This window comes from Nocardia colli (assembly GCF_008704205.1).
Lineage (GTDB): Bacteria > Actinomycetota > Actinomycetes > Mycobacteriales > Mycobacteriaceae > Nocardia > Nocardia colli.
The window spans coordinates 175,377-191,422 of sequence record NZ_VXLC01000027.1 but is presented as its reverse complement, the minus strand read 5'-3'; the positions used below and the strand labels follow the sequence as shown (position 1 = coordinate 191,422).

Below are 16,046 nucleotides of genomic sequence, written 5' to 3'. Positions count from 1 at the left end.
CGGCCTGCCGCGCGGCAAACGCAAAGAGCGGGCCCAACATTGGGTGAGCGAGATCGGCCTCACCGGATACGCCGACTTCCTGCCGCGCGATCTGTCCGGCGGCATGCGCCAGCGAGTTCAATTGGCGCGCAGCCTGGCCGGCGCACCCCGCGCCGTACTCATGGACGAACCGTTCGGCGCGCTCGACACCCAGACCCGCGCGACCATGCAGCGCCTGCTGATCGACACCTGGCGCGCGCACCCGACCACCATCGTCTTCGTCACCCACGATCTGGACGAGGCCCTGCTGCTCGGCGATCGCATCGCCGTGCTCGGCGGCGGCGGTCTCCGCGCGATCGTCGACGTGCCGAACCCGCGCCAGGACGTCGATCGACGCTCGGTGCGGGCCGAAATCTTGGAGAACCTGTGATCATTCCGGAGCTGTCCGATCGGGTCCGGCTGGACTGCGATGTGCTGGTGATCGGCGGCGGGACCGCGGGCACCATGGCCGCGCTCACCGCCGCCGAGGCCGGGGCCGACGTGCTGCTGCTGGAGAAGGCGCACGTGCGGCACTCGGGCGCGCTGGCGATGGGGATGGACGGCGTGAACAATGCCGTCATTCCCGGCAAGGCGGAGCCGGAGGACTACGTCGCCGAGATCACCCGGGCCAACGACGGAATCGTGAACCAGCGCACCGTGTATCAGACCGCGACCCGCGGCTTCGCCATGGTGCAGCGGCTCGAGCGGTACGGGGTGAAGTTCGAGAAGGACGAGTACGGCGAGTACGCGGTGCGGCGGGTGCATCGATCGGGTTCCTATGTGCTGCCGATGCCCGAGGGCAAGGACGTCAAGAAGGCGTTGTATCGCGTTCTGCGGCAACGGAAGATGCGGGAGAAGATCCGGATCGAGAATCGGCTGATGCCGGTGCGGGTGCTCACCGAGGGTGGGCGTGCGGTGGGCGCGGCCGCGTTGAACACGCGCACCGGTGAATTCGTGGTCGTCGGCGCCAAGTCGGTGATCCTGGCGACCGGCCCGTGCGGGCGGCTCGGGTTGCCCGCGTCAGGTTATCTGTATGGGACCTACGAGAATCCGACCAACGCGGGTGACGGGTATTCGATGGCCTATCACGCCGGCGCGGAACTCAGTGGTATCGAGTGCTTCCAGATCAACCCGTTGATCAAGGATTACAACGGGCCGGCCTGCGCGTATGTCGCCAACCCGTTCGGCGGGTATCAGGTGAACGCGCAGGGCGAGCGGTTCGTGGACTCCGACTACTGGTCGGGGGCGATGATGGCGGAGGTCAAGCGGGAGATCGAATCCGCGCGCGGGCCCATCTATCTCAAGGTTTCGCATCTGCCGGACGAGACCCTGTCCACGTTGGAAGGGATCCTGCACACGACGGAGCGGCCCACCCGCGGGACCTTCCACGCCAATCGCGGGCACGACTACCGCACGCACGACATCGAGATGCACATCTCCGAAATCGGCTTGTGCGGTGGGCATTCCGCCTCGGGAGTCTGGGTGGACGAGCATGCCCGGACCACCGTGCCCGGCCTCTACGCCGCAGGCGATCTGGCGTGTGTGCCGCACAACTACATGATCGGCGCGTTCGTCTTCGGTGATCTGGCCGGCGCGCACGCGGCGTCGACGCTCGATGACGTCGCGGCGCCCGGTGGGCTGCCGGAGGATCAGCTGGCCGAGGCGCACGAGTTGATCTATCGCCCGCTGCGGCATCCGGAAGGTCCGCCGCAGCCGCAGGTCGAGTACAAGTTGCGCCGGTTCGTCAATGATTATGTGGCGCCGCCGAAGACGGCCGCCAAGTTGTCGATCGCGGTCGAGACCTTCGATCGGATGCGGGGCGAGATCGCGGAAATCGGGGCCCGGACGCCGCATGAATTGATGCGGGCGGCGGAGGTGTCGTTCATCCGGGATTGCGCGGAGATGGCGGCGCGGAGTTCGTTGACCCGCAGCGAGTCTCGATGGGGTCTGTACCACGATCGCGCGGATATCCCGGAGCGCGACGATGTCGACTGGCGGTATCACCTCAATCTGCGTAAAAATGCCGACGGCACAATGGAATTCCTGAAGCGGCCGGTCGCGCCGTATCTGGTCCCGGTTCCTGGACTCGATGATTTGACCTCCACCGATCCGACCATCGTTCCGGTGCATCAGCCGGTGCTACTCAGTGGCCGCGCGCCGCAGCAGGCCGACGAGGTCGGTGCGGTTCGCGAAACCGTCACTCCCCCTTCGCCACGTCTCGTCGCGCTGCTCGCCCTGGATGCGCCGACGGTGTCCGAGCTGGCGAGTTACCTCGCGGACGACGACAGTGGAGTGCGGGTGGCGGCGCTGTCTGTGCTCACCGAGAACACTCCCGAAGGGTTCGCGGCGGTGCTGGTCGAGGCGCTCGATGATTCCGCTGCCGCGGTTCGGCGGGCGGCCGCGGCGAGCCTTCGAGAGCTGGTCGAGGTGTTGCCCGGCGCAACCGGATTGGCCGCGCGGCTCGGGTCGCCGGATGCTCTCGTGCGGGCCACGGTGATCGATCTGCTGCGTGCGTTGCGAGCGGGATCGGCGCCGCAATATGCGGCGGCACTGGCGGATTCGGATCATCGGGTGCGGATCGAGGCGGTGCGTGCGCTGGTGTCGCTCGATGATCGGCAGGCGGTCTCGTCCGTCGCTGATGACGGCATCCGTGAGGTTCGTATCGCCGTCGCGCAGGGGCTTGCGGCCATCGGTGGCGGTGGGCCCGAAGTGATCCGGGTTCTCGCCAAGGATCACGACCCGCTCGTCCGCGCCGCGGCGCTGGCGGCGTTCGCTGTGATCAACCCGGAACCGGCGGATGTCGCGGAACTGGCTGCCGCGCTGCGGCATTCGGCCTGGCAGGTGCGGGTCGGCGCGGCGCGCGGCCTGGCCGGCGCCGAAGGCGAGTCCGCCGTACCGATTCTGGCCGAAGCGTTGAGCGACCCGCATCTCGATGTGCGCAAGGCGGCCGTGCTCGCGCTGACCACCTGGCCGGACAACCGGGACGCGATCGACGCCCTCGAACGCGCTGTCGACGATGTCGACGCCGACGTCCGCGCCTACGCTCGGCGCGCATTGCCGCAGACCACGAGCTGAAAACGGACATTCAAGACTCACCGGTATCGGTCAGTACATTGGAGGCGTGAATCTGCCGAATTGGCTCGACCTGGTTGTGCTTTCGGTGACCGCGGTGGCGGCGTTCTTCGGCTGGCGGCGGGGTGCGATCACCGCCGTGCTCGGGTTTGCGGGCATTGTCGCGGGCGCCGCGCTGGGCGCGGTCATAGCGACGCTGGCGCTGGCCCAGCTGGCGCCCGGCGGTCTGCGGTTGCTGATCGCCGTGCTGCTCATCGTCACCCTGGTGGCGATCGGCGAAACCGCCGGCCATCGGCTCGGGCATGCGGCGCGGCGAACGGTGGGCGGGCAGGCCGCGCGGCGGGCGGACGCGGTGGGCGGTTCCCTCGTGCATGCCGTCGCGGTGCCGCTGGCGGTGTGGTTGTTCGCGGTGCCGTTGACCATGTCGCCGAGTCTGGCTTCCGCCGTGCGCGAATCGCGGGTGGTCCGCACCGTCGACGACGTCGCGCCGTACTGGCTGGCGGGGCTGCCGAGCAAGCTGGCTACCCCGCTGGTCGATGCCGGGCTGGTGCTGCCGCTCGCGCCGCCGGATGCGAGCATTCTGAACAGCCCGGTCGCCGCCGATCTCCAGAAGAGCGTGTTGCGGATTTCCGGGTCGTCGCCCGCCTGCAAGCGGACGCAGTTCGGATCCGGGTTCGTCATCGCGCCGGAGCGGGTGCTGTCCAATGCGCACGTGATCGCGGGCACCACGAAGGTTTCGGTCGATACGCCCGGCGGGCCGATGCGGGCCACCGTCGTGCAGTTCGATCCGGTGCTCGATCTGGCGGTGCTCGCGGTTCCGGGGCTCACGGCGCCGCCGGTTACCGTCGCGCCCGGGCCCGTCGCGGCGGGGGCGGACGCGATCGTCCTCGGGTATCCGCGCGGCGGGCTGTACACGGCCGCCGCCGCGCGGGTCGCCCAGCGGACGACCAGCCGGGTTCCCGACATCTACCACAGCTCGATCAGCGAACGATCGACCTACACGTTGAACGGCGCTGTGCAGGAGGGTGATTCGGGCGGTCCGCTGGTCGACACCCAGGGCCGGGCGCTCGGCATGGTGTTCGGCGTCGACCCCGGCAACGGAGGCGTCGGGCTCGCCACGGAGCTGCCCGAGATCCTCCAGCACCTGGGCGGTGCCGACGGCAGCGCCGTCGGCACCGGTCCCTGCGTCGTCTAAGCGGTGTCGGCGACGATGACCACGCCCGAGGACGCGTCCAGCAGCGGAATCGTCCTGGCCGCAGCATCATCCACGTGCACGCGCGGATGTGCGGGCAGCTCGGTTTCGTAATAGGTTCCGGGGCCGTAGAACTGGCCGTACTTCACCACCACGCCATCGATGTCGAGGACGGCGGCGTCATGATCCTGGATGACCTGGGCGCCGCCGGCCGGTTCCCACGCGATGCTCTGCGCGAGAAAACGCTTCGCACCGGCGGCGCGGGCGGCGGCGATGAGGTTGCGCGTGCCCTCGGTGCGGATGCGCGAGTTCGCGTTCGCCGACTCGGCGAGGCGCGTGACATCGTCGGGGAGATCGGTCAGCTGATGCATGACGAGGTCAGGACGGAAATCGACGACGGCCGCGGTGAGCGCGTCCGGGTCGTAGACATCGCAGATCACCGGGACCGCCCCGGCGTCGCGCACCTGGTCCGCCTTGGTGGCCGATCGGGTCATCCCCGCGACCTCGTGTCCCGCCTCGACCAGCAGCGGGACCAACCGTACTCCGATCACGCCGGTCGCACCGGCCAGAAAGATCCGCATCATTCCACCCTAGTGAGCCGCCCGGGTGTGAGACGTTTCAAGGTGTCGTCGGCGATTTGTGAGGAACCTGCATGCACACGTCAGTAGTGGACCTACCCCAGGGCAAGGTGCGCGGCAGCGCTACCGGATCCGTGCACGCGTTCCTCGGAATACCTTATGCGGCAGCGCCATTGGGTGCCGCGCTGTTCCAGGCGCCGGGTCCCGCGCCTACGTGGGACGACGAACGCGACGCCACCCGATTCGGGCCGACCGCACCGCAGATGGGTTATCCGGAGCCGCTGCGCTCGATTCTGCACAACCCGATCATCGACGGGCCCGAATTCCTCAACCTCAATGTGTGGACGCCCGATCCGACCGCGTCGGGCCTGCCGGTGATGGTCTGGATTCACGGCGGGGCGTTCCGCGTCGGTTCCAGCGCGGTCTCGGTGTACAACGGGCATGCGTTCGCCCGCGACGGTGTGGTTCTGGTCAGCCTCAACTACCGGTTGGGCGCGATCGGCTTCGCCGCTCTCGAAGGCACGCCCGCCAACCGCGGCATCCTCGACCAGATCGCCGCGCTCGAGTGGGTCCGCGACAATATCGCCGCCTTCGGCGGAGATCCCGCGCAGGTCACCCTCTTCGGCGAATCCGCAGGGGCGATGAGCGTCGCCACGCTGCTCGCCTCTCCCCTGGCCACCGGCCTGTTCCAGCGCGCAATCATCCAGAGCGGCAACGGATCCATCGCCTCCACCCTGGACGACGCCCGCCTGGTCGCCGCCGACTTCGCTGGCCGGCTCGACACGAGTCCGGAAACCGCCGAGATATCGGCCCTTCTCGAAGCCGAGCGAAACCTGGTCCTCGACTTCACCCTCCGCCAGGATCCTGCCCGCTGGGGACAATCCACCCTCACCGCCAGCCTGGGCCTGATGGCCTTCCTCCCCACCATCGACGACCACGTCCTCACCGAACTCCCCGTCGACGCGATCGCCGCAGGCGCAGCCCGCGACATCCCGCTCATCATCGGCACCACCGCCGACGAATTCCGCCTCTACACCGCCCCCGCCGGCTTGACCCTCACCCCCGATTCCCTCGCCGATCTCCTCAGTGCCCGCGGCCTCGACCCCACCGTCGCCGACACCTATGCGGCCAACCGCCCCAACGCAACTCCCGGCGACCTCCTGGCCGCCATCCTCACCGACTGGGCCTTCCGCGTCCCCGCGACCCGCCTGGCCGAGGCGGCAACCACCGCCTATGTCTACGAATTCGCTTGGCCCACAACCTACCTCGACCTCCGCGCCTGCCACGCCATCGAGATCGCCTTCGTCTTCGACACATTGACCGCCGAAGGCACCGCCATGATGCTCGGCCCCCACACCCCACCCCAAACCCTCGCTGCCGAAATCCACCACACCTGGACAGATTTCGCCCACGGCCGCATTCCCTGGACCCCCTACGAAACGACCACCCGCCCCGTGATGACCTTCAACACCCCACGCTCCCAACTGATCTCAAACCCTCGCTCCGACGAACTCGCCCTCTGGACCTGACATTCGCACGCACCAGGTTTCTGCCGGGCACCCGATTCTCGGCATATTGCGCACGGCGAAATGCGGAGCGCGCTGGACGCGGCGCCGCCCGCAATTGGCGGCAGAATTGCGAAACCTCTTGAATGGCAGCAGGTAGGCAGGGCGGCCGACGTTATTCGTAAAGCTCGCAAAGCGGGCATCAATGCGATCGGAACGGGATCACCATCGGATTGCGCTGGGCGGGAATCGAGGGTAGCGCCGGAGTGGGATCGGGTCGTATCGTGGCTCGGCTTGATGGTGTGTGGCTATCGTGGACGCGGCAGCAGCCGCGCTCTCATTCTGAGGATCACAAAGGAGTATGCCCGTGAACGTAGACCTGTCCGGCGCGCAGTGGTTCAAGAGCCGTCGCAGTGGTGCCTCCAAGGATTGCGTGGAGGTGGCCTTCATCGAAGGTGGCGCGGTCGGTGTCCGGGACTCGAAGAACCCCACCGGACCGGCCCTGGTGTTCGCCCCCGAAGCCTGGGACGCCTTCACCACACGAGTAGCCGACGGCGCCTTCGACCGCCCGTAACTCCCCCTCAGTCAACCGTCGAGCCCGATTCCCGATCGAATCGGGCCGGCCGCGCACGGTCAGGCTTGCGGCGCGGGGTGCGACAGTCCGGCGGCGGTCAGGGTGAGGTGGTGGATCAGCGTGTCGGCGGCGGCGGCGGCGTCGCGGGCCAACGCTGTCGCCTCCAGCCTGCGGTGTTCCACTGCTCCGTCCCGGTCGGGATTGCGCTGCCCGGACCAGCGCCGAGCCAGCTCGCTCGCGGTCCACATCCGGTCGAAAGTCTCCAGCAGGAACGGATTCCCGCAGGCTTCCAACAGCGTGCGATGGAAGACCCGGTGCGCTTCGGCCCATTCGTCGGTGTAGAACTCCCCTTCGCCCGGCACGAACGGCGGTGTGCGAGCCAGACGATGATGCGCGGCGCGCACGCGAGCCTCCCACTCGATGTCGCCGCGCTCGATGGACATCCGCAGCATCGCCGGCTCGATGGTCCGCCGCGCCTCCGCGATCTCCTGCCACCGGCGATCGGAGAAGGCGGGAACGGCGAAGCCGCGGTTGTGCAGCCGGTCGGCGAGACCGTCACCGACCACCCGCACCAGCGCCTCCCGCACGACGGCGAGACTCACGCCCTGTTCCTTGGCGAGGTCCTGGGGTTTGAGCGCGGCGCCGGGCGCGTACTCCCCACGCATGATCGCGTCCCGCAGGTGCAGGTAGATCTGCTCGCTGAGCATCTGTTTCCCCGACGAGGTCGAGGCATCAGCCGTCCGGGTCATGAGCCGAGTATAGACGATCTGGCAGATAATCGATTATTAGTGCTATTGTCGATCTGGCGGCCACACCGCCGATCTCCACGCACGGCCCGAAAGGAACGACGCGATGAGCGCCAACAACCCCTTCGCTCGCCTACCCGAGGCGGCCACCTTCACAGTTACCAGCAACACCGTCACCGACGGCGGCGCCTGGTCACCCGAGCAGTACTCCGCCGGCGTCCCCGGCGGCAAGGACCTCTCCCCGCACCTGTCCTGGAGCGGCGCCCCGGAGGGCACGAAGAGCTACGCCGTCACCGTCTACGACCCCGATGCCCCCACCGGGTCCGGGTTCTGGCACTGGGCGGTCGCCGACATCCCCGCCACCGTCACGGAATTGCCCGCGGGCGCCGGGGACGACACCGGATCGGGCCTGCCCGACGGCGCCTACCAGATCCTCAATGACGCACGCACAGAACGCTTTCTGGGCGCGGCCCCGCCGGCCGGGCACGGCAAGCACCGCTACTTCGTCGTGGTGCACGCCCTCGACGTCGACTCCATCGGCGTCCCCGCCGAGGCCACCCCGGCCGTCCTCGGCTTCACCATGTCCGGCCACATCCTCGGCCGCGCGGTGCTGATCGCCACGGCGGAAACGCTTCCGGCGGGCGAGGTTTCAGCGCCGGACACCGATCGGGTCGAGGTCTCCCGCCTCATCCCCGCGTCCCCCGACGCGATCTTCGCGGTCCTGACCGACCCGAACGGCCACGTGGAGATCGACGCCTCGGGCATGCTCCTCGACGCGGAAGGCAAACCGGTCACCCAGACCGGCGACCGCTTCCTGGTCCACATGGACCGAGAAGCCTTGGGCGACTTCCCTCTCGGCAAGTACGACGTCGAGGTCGTCATCACCGAGTTCACCGCGAACCAGGAGATCGCCTGGACCGTCGAGGGCCAGATCCGCCCGCCGGTCCGCCATATCTACGGCTACCGACTGGAGCCGGCCGAGGGCGGCACCCTGGTCACCTCCTATTACGACTGGTCCGAGGTCGACGAAAAGTGGCGCAAGCGTCTCACTTTCCCGGTGGTCCCCGAGTCCGCCCTCAAGGCCACCCTCGGCATCCTCGAGCGCACCGTCCGCCGCCGCGCCGCCGAGTGACGCCGATTACGATGCCGGGGAATCCAACGCGAGGAGCGGCTTGATGGAAGCAACGTTCGATGTGGCCGCCCTGGTCGGCCATCACTACCGTGCCGACGACTATTACGAGGTCGGCCGGGAGAAGATCCGCGAATACGCCCGCGCGGTACAGGATTTCCATCCGGTGCACTGGAGCGAGGACGCGGCCGACGAGCTCGGCTACGCGGGTCTGGTCGCGCCGGCCACCTTCGTCTCGATCCCCGCGATGCTGGCCAACCGCAAGCTCTTCGAGTCCGTCATCACCGGTTACGACGTATTCGTCCAGACCGACCAGGTTTTCGAGATGTACCAGCCGGTGGTCACCGGCGACCGGCTGATCAGCGACGTCGAACTCGCCTCGGTCCGCCGGGTGGCGGGCAATGACCTGCTCACCATCAAGAACACCTTCACCGACCAGACCGGCGCGGTCGTGCAGGTCATGCACACGACCGTCGCGGGCGTCACCGGCGCCGACGTCGCCGCGGGAATCGGCGACGCGATCGAGCGCGTGGTCATGCACGGCATCGAAATACCTTCCCGGGCAACGTTCGCCGAGCAACCGGTCGAATCGAAGCCGGCCTCGGTGATCGATCCGACCCTGTCCGAGGTCTCCCTGAAGCGAGTACCGCGCACCGCTATCCGCTTCGAGGATCTCGCCGTCGGCGACGAACTCCCCACGCGGGTAACCCAACTCACGCGGGGCGACCTGGTGAACTATGCCGGCGTGGCCGGCGATGCCAACCCGATCCACTGGCACGACGACGTCGCGTCGCTCACCGGCCTCCCCGACGTGATCGCGCACGGCATGCTCACCATGGGCCTCGGCGCCGGCTTCGTCACCGGCTGGCTCGGCGACCCCGGCGCCGTGACCAGGTACGGCGTCCGGCTCTCCAACTACACCGTCATCGACGCGCGCTCGTCCGGCAGTGTGGAATTCAGCGGCCGGATCAAGTCGCTGGACCCGGAGACCAGAAGCGCCGTCGTCGTCATCGTGGCAAAGTCGGCGGGCCGCAAGGTTTTCGGCCTCGCCACCGCCAGCGTCCGCCTGGCCTGACACCCGTCCGTCAGGCAACGCGCACCGAAATACACTGCTGGACAAGCGATCACCGGGAACTGGTGTAATCGGCATCTCGACCGAGGCCGACACCGGTTCCCGGTGATCGTTCGGCTACTTACGCGTCCGCGTGGATTTCTTCGGCGCGCCGACATACTCCGCGAGATGCTCGCCGGTGAGGGTGGACCGATCGGCCACGAGATCGGCCGGGGTGCCCTCGAAAACGATCTTTCCGCCGTCGTGCCCCGCACCGGGCCCGAGGTCGATGATCCAGTCGGCGTGCGCCATCACGGCTTGATGGTGCTCGATCACGATCACCGACTTACCGGACTCGACCAGTCGATCCAGCAGCGCCAGAAGGTTTTCCACGTCGGCGAGGTGCAGTCCGGTGGTCGGCTCGTCGAGGACGTAGACGCCGCCCTTGTCGCCCATGTGCGTGGCCAGCTTCAGCCGCTGCCGCTCGCCGCCGGACAGCGTGGTGAGCGGCTGGCCGATGGTGAGGTATCCGAGGCCGACGTCGGCGAGCCGCTCGAGGATGGCATGCGCGGCGGGGATGCGCGCCTCCCCCGATCCGAAGAATTCCTCGGCTTCGGTCACCGACATGGCGAGCACCTCGCTGATGTCGCGACCCCCGAGGTGGTAATCCAGCACCGAGGCGTCGAATCGCTTGCCCTCGCACACCTCACAGGTGCTCGCGGTGCCCGCCATCATCCCGAGATCGGTGTAGATGACGCCCGCGCCGTTGCAATTCGGGCACGCGCCTTCGGAATTGGAGCTGAACAGCGCCGGCTTCACGTCGTTGGCCTTCGCGAACGCCTTGCGAATCGGTTCGAGCAACCCGGTGTAGGTCGCCGGATTGCTGCGCCGCGAACCGCGGATCGGCGTCTGATCGACCGCGATCACGCCCTCCGAGGCGGGCACCGACCGATGCACCAGCGAACTCTTGCCGGAACCGGCGACACCGGTGATGACACACAGCACCCCGAGCGGGATGTCGACGTCCACGTTCTGGAGATTGTTCGCCGACGCCCCACGAATCTCCAACGCGCCCTTAGGCTCTCGCACCGTTTCCTTGAGCGCGGCCCGATCGTCGAAATGGCGTCCGGTGATGGTTCCGCTGTCCCGCAGCCCCTCGACGGTGCCCTCGAAACACACCGTGCCGCCGCCGGATCCGGCGCCCGGACCGAGATCCACGACGTGGTCGGCGATGACGATCGTCTCCGGCTTGTGCTCGACGACGAGCACCGTGTTTCCCTTGTCCCGCAACTGCAACAGCAGATCGTTCATCCGCTGGATGTCATGCGGGTGCAGCCCGATGGTCGGCTCGTCGAACACGTAGGTGACGTCGGTAAGCGCCGACCCGAGATGCCGAATCATCTTGACCCGCTGGGCTTCACCGCCGGACAGCGTGCCCGACGGCCGTTCCAGCGAGAGATAACCGAGCCCGATCTCGACGAACGAATCCAGTGTGTGCACCAGCGAATCGAGCAACGGCTCGACCGACGGTTCGTCCAGCGCGCGCACCCATTCCACGAGATCGCGGATCTCCATCGAGCACAGGTCGGCGATGTTCTTCCGCTTGATCTTCGACGATCTGGCCTCGGTACTGAGCCGGGTGCCGTCGCAGTCCGGGCAGGTGGCGAAGGTGACCGCGCGGTCGACGAACGCACGGATGTGCGGCTGCATCGACTCCCGGTCCTTGGACAGGAACGACTTCTGGATCTTCGGGATCAGCCCCTCGTAGGTGAGGTTGACCCCGTCGACCTTGACCTTCACCGGCTCCTTGTAGAGGAAGTCGTTGAGTTCCTTCTTGGTGTATTTGCGGATCGGCTTGTCCGGGTCGACGAAGCCGGACTCGGCGTAAACCCGCACCGTCCAGAAGCTGTCGGATTTCCAGCCGGGAATGGTGAACGCGCCCTCGGTCAGGGATTTGGAGTCGTCGTAGAGCTGGGTGAGGTCGATATCGGAGACCGAACCCCGCCCCTCACAGCGCGGGCACATGCCGCCGATGATCTGGAAGCTGCGGCGTTCCCGGACGGTCCGGCCGGCCCGCTCGATGCTGACCGCGCCGGCGCCGCTGATCGAGGCGACATTGAACGAATATGCCTGCGGCGAGCCGATATGCGGTTTGCCGAGCCGGCTGAACAGGATGCGCAGCATCGCGTTCGCGTCGGTCGCGGTGCCGACCGTGGACCGCGGATCCGAGCCCATCCGCTGCTGATCGACGGTGATCACCGTGGTCAGCCCCTCGAGCACGTCTACCTCGGGCCGCGCGAGCGTGGGCATGAAGCCCTGCACGAACGAGCTGTAGGTCTCGTTGATCAGCCGCTGCGACTCCGCGGCGATGGTGCTGAACACCAGCGAGCTCTTGCCCGACCCGGAGACACCGGTGAACACCGTCAGCCTGCGCTTCGGCAGCTCGATGCTGACATCCCGCAAATTGTTCACCCGCGCGCCGTGGACGCGGATCAGGTCGTGACTGTCGGCAGCGGGCTGCGCGGGCGCTTTCGCGCCTTTCTTCGAGGCGGTGGTCATCGTGTCTCCATCTAACCGGTGATCGGTGCCGCTAGGCGAGGTTCGGGCGAATGTTGCGCCGCTTGGCGCGGTACGGCTGGACGTACATGTACAAACCGGTACCCATCAGCAAGAACAGCGGCGGCAGCGGCAGGTAGAACAGCCAGATCGCGGTCTCGGTTTCGCTTGCTCCAAGCCATGATGTCGGTTCCTTTCCAGTTCGGAGGCTATCGGTCAGCTACCGCTCGTCGAGAGCTTTTCCGTCCACCACGGTGTGTTCGGCGCGGCGGTGACCGGCTCAGCTCTGCTGCTGGATTCGGACCATGTTGCCGGCCGGGTCGCGGAACGCGCAGTCGCGCACGCCGTACGGCTGGTCGGTCGGTTCCTGGACCACCTCGGCGTCGCCGGCCTGCAACCGCTCGAAGGCCCCGTCGAGATCCTTGGTTGCCAGCACGATGCTGCCGTAGGTGCCCTTGGCCATCATCTCCTCGACGGTGCGGCGCTCCTCCTCGGTGAGGCCGGGGGTGGCCTCGGGCGGGAACAGGACGATGGAGGTGCCGGGCTGGTCGACCGGGCCGACGGTGATCCAGCGCAGCCCGTTGTAGCCGACGTCGTTGCGGACCTCGAAGCCGAGGACGTCGCGGTAGAACGCGATGGCCGCGTCCGGGTCGTTCTGCGGGAGGAAGCTCGCGTGAATGGTGATGTTCATGCTGATCAGGCTAATTCCGAGGCGGCCACCTGCGCTTCTCGATTCCTGATCGGTCTGGTGACCTGTTTGGCCACGCAGGACGGCATGCCCGCGGTCGCCTCCGCCGCGTCGCGTTTGTAGGCGCTCGGCGGCACGCCGACCAGCTCGGTGAAGCGGGTGCTAAACGTGCCCAGCGACGAGCAGCCGACCGCGATACAGACCTCGGTGACGCTCAGATCGCCGCGGCGCAGCAACGCCATCGCGCGCTCGATGCGCCGCGTCATGAGGTAGCTGTAGGGCGCCTCGCCGTAGGCGAGCTTGAACTGCCTGCTGAGGTGACCCGCCGACATGTGCGCGTCGCGGGCCAGAGCCTCGACGTCGAGCGGTTGCGCATACTCCCGGTCGATCCGGTCGCGGACCCGGCGCAGCCGCGCGAGGTCGCGCAAATGCGACGCGTCGGCAGAACTGCTGGTCATGTCCCGATCGTGCCATGTCGCGGCGGAGTTGCCCAGCGCACGGCATATGTATTCGAATTCGCCGGGCGATTTGCGCTACCCGTGCGGCGAGAACTCGATGGACCTTAATTCTATGGGGATGCACAGCGTCGCTCGGTAAGACAGGATCGACGGTCGTGACCGCTTATCTCGACCATGAATCACCAACGCTCGAACAGTTACTCGATGATGCCGCACTAATGTCTTTCGAACATCAGGATCACTGTGTCCAGGTCCTCGGCGAGCATCGGTGGCAGGTCGGTTATGAACCGCCGCGGTTCGAGTTCTCCGGCGATCATCCGTTGGTGTGCACGCGGTTTCACGTGCTGGGCACGGCGGCGCCGGGGCCGCGCAGTTGGCTGTGGAGTTGGGCGAACAATGACTGGTATCCGCCGGAGCTGACCGAGCTGGCCCGGTCGGTGCGCGATTACGGGCTGCGACACGGGATTTCGGCGTTGCACCTGGCCGAGGTGCCGTTCGCGCAGCTGCCCGGATCGCCGACCGAGCCGAGCCGGGTCACCTGGTTGATGGGTGAGCTGGCCAAGGCGGTGTCCGGCAGTTGGACCTGGTACAGCTGCGATGTCGGTGGCGGCACCCGGCTCGCGGTGCTGATCGAGCATCCCGAGCTCACGCTGCCCGCCCCGGATCTGGCCCGGGTCCGGCGCGTGTTCGATTGGGCGCTCGAGCTCGGCCTGGCCGACCACCGGCGCGTGCTGCACAGCTATGCCATGCAGCGCGGACTGGATCCGCGGTTCAACCAGGACGCCTCGAAGCTGCGCATGACCAGTCCCGGCGTTCAGGTCGTCGTCGCGTTCAACGCGAACGGTCACGTCACCGGGATGACGTCGTCGCGTGGCGCCGCCGACATCGGCTAGTCCGCGGTTAATCGCTGGCGTCGGCGATCGGAACGGCTAAGCTCGGTGCCGCGGCGCTGACGAGCGTGACGAACTCCGAGCCGCGTCGGCCGGTCACCGACTACGAAATTCGACCAGCCAGAGGCAGCGAGCAGCACGCTGCGAAGGTGTGGTGGCACCGCGACGGACCCGATCGCCCACACCTCCCGGGGATAGCGACCAGGAGGTGAAACCGATGCCACGCATGCTTTGCTCGGCCCTGCCGACCACCAGACCACGGAGCGGACCGGTGACCATCGAGGGATGGATACACCGGCGCAGGCAACTCGCGCACGTCACATTCGTCGTGCTGCGCGACCGTTCCGGGTTCGCGCAGGTGGTGGTGACCGATCCGCAAGTCCGCGAACAGGTTTCGGGACTGCCGGAGGAAACGGTGGTCCGGGTGACCGGGACGGCGCTGGAAAACGCCAAGGCGCCCGGCGGAATCGAGATCGTCGACCCGGCGGTGCATCCGCTCAGCGCGCCCGCCGAGCCGCCGCCGGTCGAGCTGTGGCGGCCCGGCCTCGGCCTCACCCTGCCGACCGCGCTCGATCATGCCGCGATCAGCTGGCGCCACCCCACCCGGCAGGCGGTGTGGCAGATCGCCGCCGCCTCGATGTCCGGCTTCCGTCGTCACCTCGACGGCGCCGGATTCACCGAGGTGACGACGCCGAAGATCGTCGGCCAATCGACCGAGTCCGGCGCAAACGTGTTCGCGCTGGACTACTTCGGCTCGACGGCCTATCTCGCGCAGTCCCCGCAGCTGTACAAGCAGATGCTCACCGGCGTCTTCGAACGGGTCTACGAGGTCGGCCCGGTCTTTCGCGCCGAACCGCACGACACCGCCCGGCACCTCGCCGAATACGTCTCGCTCGACGTCGAATTCGGTTTCATCCGCGACCATCGCGACGTACTCGCCCGGCTGCGTGACGTGCTCGCCGCGATGGTCGACACGATCGCCGAAAAGGCCGGGGCCGCAGTGCGAACCGTGGGCGCCGAGCTGCCGTTCGTGCCCGAGCAGATCCCGGTGATCCACTTCCGCGAAGCCCTCGAACTGGTGGGCGCGGCGCCGACCGAGCCGGACCTCGCGCCCGAGCACGAACGCTTCCTCGGCCAGTGGGCGAAGTCGCGGTTCGACTCGGATTTCCTTGCGGTAGAGGGATATCCGGCGGTCAAACGCCCCTTCTACACCCACCCGCAGCCGAGCGACCCGCGCTGGACCAACTCCTTCGACCTGCTCTTCCGCGGGCTCGAACTGGTCACCGGCGGTCAGCGGCTGCACAACCACGCCGACTACCTCGAAGCACTGGCGGCGCGCGGCGAAGACCCCGCCGAATACGGCCCCTACCTCGAAGCCATGCGGCACGGCATGCCCCCGCACGGCGGCTTCGCCATCGGCTTGGAACGGTGGGTCAGCCGGCTGATCGAGGCCGACAACATCCGCCAGGCGACCCTGTTCCCGCGCGACCTGCATCGCCTCCGCCCCTGAACCTCGACCGGGACATCCCGTGGCGCACCTCGGGTTTCGCCGCTCGGATGTCCCATTCGAGACACTGGCGGTACGGTGG

At 67.6% G+C, this 16,046-nt stretch carries 14 protein-coding genes and 1 pseudogene; 10 read left to right on the top strand and 5 right to left on the bottom strand.

The features are described 5' to 3' along the window. The 3 genes from F3087_RS38510 to F3087_RS38500 all read left to right on the top strand — a co-directional run. Positions 1-409: ATP-binding cassette domain-containing protein (locus F3087_RS38510; RefSeq protein ID WP_150407077.1), on the top strand; the 409-nt coding region annotated here is incomplete at its 5' end. Next, a complete protein-coding gene (locus F3087_RS38505) occupies positions 406-3,093 on the top strand; it encodes a fumarate reductase/succinate dehydrogenase flavoprotein subunit (protein WP_150407076.1) in 2,688 nt (895 codons plus the stop codon). The genes F3087_RS38510 and F3087_RS38505, both read left to right, overlap by 4 nt. Before the next feature lie 46 nt (positions 3,094-3,139). Continuing rightward, on the top strand, positions 3,140-4,285 hold the full coding sequence (locus tag F3087_RS38500) for a MarP family serine protease (protein ID WP_223885672.1): 1,146 nt from the start codon (positions 3,140-3,142) through the stop codon (positions 4,283-4,285). Here the strand turns inward: F3087_RS38500 and F3087_RS38495 are convergent. Next, entirely contained in the window at positions 4,282-4,863 is a 582-nt protein-coding gene (locus tag F3087_RS38495) for an NAD-dependent epimerase/dehydratase family protein (RefSeq protein WP_150407074.1), read from the bottom strand. The two genes, F3087_RS38500 and F3087_RS38495, sit on opposite strands and share 4 nt — an antisense overlap. 71 nt (positions 4,864-4,934) lie before the next feature. On the opposite strand from F3087_RS38495, the gene F3087_RS38490 reads away from it, so the two are divergent. Beyond that, positions 4,935-6,389: a carboxylesterase/lipase family protein gene (locus tag F3087_RS38490; protein ID WP_150407073.1), complete on the top strand. Its 1,455-nt coding sequence runs from the start codon at positions 4,935-4,937 to the stop codon at positions 6,387-6,389. A 343-nt stretch (positions 6,390-6,732) separates the two neighbouring features. Then, complete coding sequence (locus F3087_RS38485; protein WP_150407072.1) at positions 6,733-6,939, top strand: DUF397 domain-containing protein; 207 nt, start codon at positions 6,733-6,735, stop codon at positions 6,937-6,939. 59 nt (positions 6,940-6,998) lie between these two features. Here the strand turns inward: F3087_RS38485 and F3087_RS38480 are convergent, their stop codons facing one another. Beyond that, entirely contained in the window at positions 6,999-7,688 is a 690-nt protein-coding gene (locus F3087_RS38480; RefSeq protein ID WP_150407071.1) for a GntR family transcriptional regulator, read from the bottom strand. Between the two features lie 103 nt (positions 7,689-7,791). Between F3087_RS38480 and F3087_RS46920 the strand changes: the two are divergent. From F3087_RS46920 to F3087_RS38470, 3 genes and pseudogenes are all read left to right on the top strand, one after another. Further along, positions 7,792-8,313 (top strand): annotated as a pseudogene (locus tag F3087_RS46920) (YbhB/YbcL family Raf kinase inhibitor-like protein); the annotation flags it as partial. Continuing rightward, complete coding sequence (locus F3087_RS46915) at positions 8,293-8,817, top strand: SRPBCC family protein (RefSeq protein WP_223885676.1); 525 nt, start codon at positions 8,293-8,295, stop codon at positions 8,815-8,817. The pseudogene F3087_RS46920 and the gene F3087_RS46915, both read left to right, overlap by 21 nt. A 43-nt stretch (positions 8,818-8,860) precedes the next feature. Continuing rightward, a complete protein-coding gene (locus F3087_RS38470) occupies positions 8,861-9,889 on the top strand; it encodes a fused (3R)-hydroxyacyl-ACP dehydratase subunits HadA/HadB (protein WP_150407069.1) in 1,029 nt (342 codons plus the stop codon). A 114-nt stretch (positions 9,890-10,003) separates the two neighbouring features. Here F3087_RS38470 and F3087_RS38465 read toward each other — a convergent pair whose 3' ends face one another. The 3 genes from F3087_RS38465 to F3087_RS38455 all read right to left on the bottom strand — a co-directional run bounded on the left by F3087_RS38465 (position 10,004) and on the right by F3087_RS38455 (position 13,567). Next, positions 10,004-12,424, bottom strand: a complete 2,421-nt coding sequence (locus tag F3087_RS38465; RefSeq protein WP_150407068.1) for an ATP-binding cassette domain-containing protein — start codon at positions 12,422-12,424, stop codon at positions 10,004-10,006. Positions 12,425-12,701: 277 nt separating this feature from the next. After that, positions 12,702-13,112, bottom strand: coding sequence for a VOC family protein (locus F3087_RS38460; protein WP_150407067.1), 411 nt, complete (start codon positions 13,110-13,112; stop codon positions 12,702-12,704). A gap of 5 nt (positions 13,113-13,117) precedes the next feature. Further along, positions 13,118-13,567, bottom strand: a complete 450-nt coding sequence (locus F3087_RS38455; protein ID WP_150407066.1) for a helix-turn-helix transcriptional regulator — start codon at positions 13,565-13,567, stop codon at positions 13,118-13,120. A 14-nt stretch (positions 13,568-13,581) separates the two neighbouring features. Here F3087_RS38455 and F3087_RS38450 point away from each other — a divergent pair, with 14 nt between their 5' ends. Together F3087_RS38450 and aspS are read left to right on the top strand one after the other, a co-directional pair. Beyond that, positions 13,582-14,460: a DUF6882 domain-containing protein gene (locus F3087_RS38450; protein ID WP_396897609.1), complete on the top strand. Its 879-nt coding sequence runs from the start codon at positions 13,582-13,584 to the stop codon at positions 14,458-14,460. Positions 14,461-14,728: 268 nt separating this feature from the next. Beyond that, on the top strand, positions 14,729-15,967 hold the full coding sequence (aspS, locus tag F3087_RS38445; RefSeq protein ID WP_263407271.1) for an aspartate--tRNA(Asn) ligase: 1,239 nt from the start codon (positions 14,729-14,731) through the stop codon (positions 15,965-15,967). Positions 15,968-16,046 lie beyond the last annotated feature (79 nt).

Coding starts and splice junctions, on each gene's coding strand:
- F3087_RS38455 (WP_150407066.1), bottom strand. CDS start 13,567: ATGACCAGCAGTTCTGCCGACGCGTCGCATTTGCGCGACCTCGCGCGG.
- F3087_RS38470 (WP_150407069.1), top strand. CDS start 8,861: ATGGAAGCAACGTTCGATGTGGCCGCCCTGGTCGGCCATCACTACCGT.
- F3087_RS38450 (WP_396897609.1), top strand. CDS start 13,582: ATGTCGCGGCGGAGTTGCCCAGCGCACGGCATATGTATTCGAATTCGC.
- F3087_RS38480 (WP_150407071.1), bottom strand. CDS start 7,688: ATGACCCGGACGGCTGATGCCTCGACCTCGTCGGGGAAACAGATGCTC.
- F3087_RS38495 (WP_150407074.1), bottom strand. CDS start 4,863: ATGCGGATCTTTCTGGCCGGTGCGACCGGCGTGATCGGAGTACGGTTG.
- F3087_RS38460 (WP_150407067.1), bottom strand. CDS start 13,112: ATGAACATCACCATTCACGCGAGCTTCCTCCCGCAGAACGACCCGGAC.
- F3087_RS38490 (WP_150407073.1), top strand. CDS start 4,935: ATGCACACGTCAGTAGTGGACCTACCCCAGGGCAAGGTGCGCGGCAGC.
- F3087_RS38465 (WP_150407068.1), bottom strand. CDS start 12,424: ATGACCACCGCCTCGAAGAAAGGCGCGAAAGCGCCCGCGCAGCCCGCT.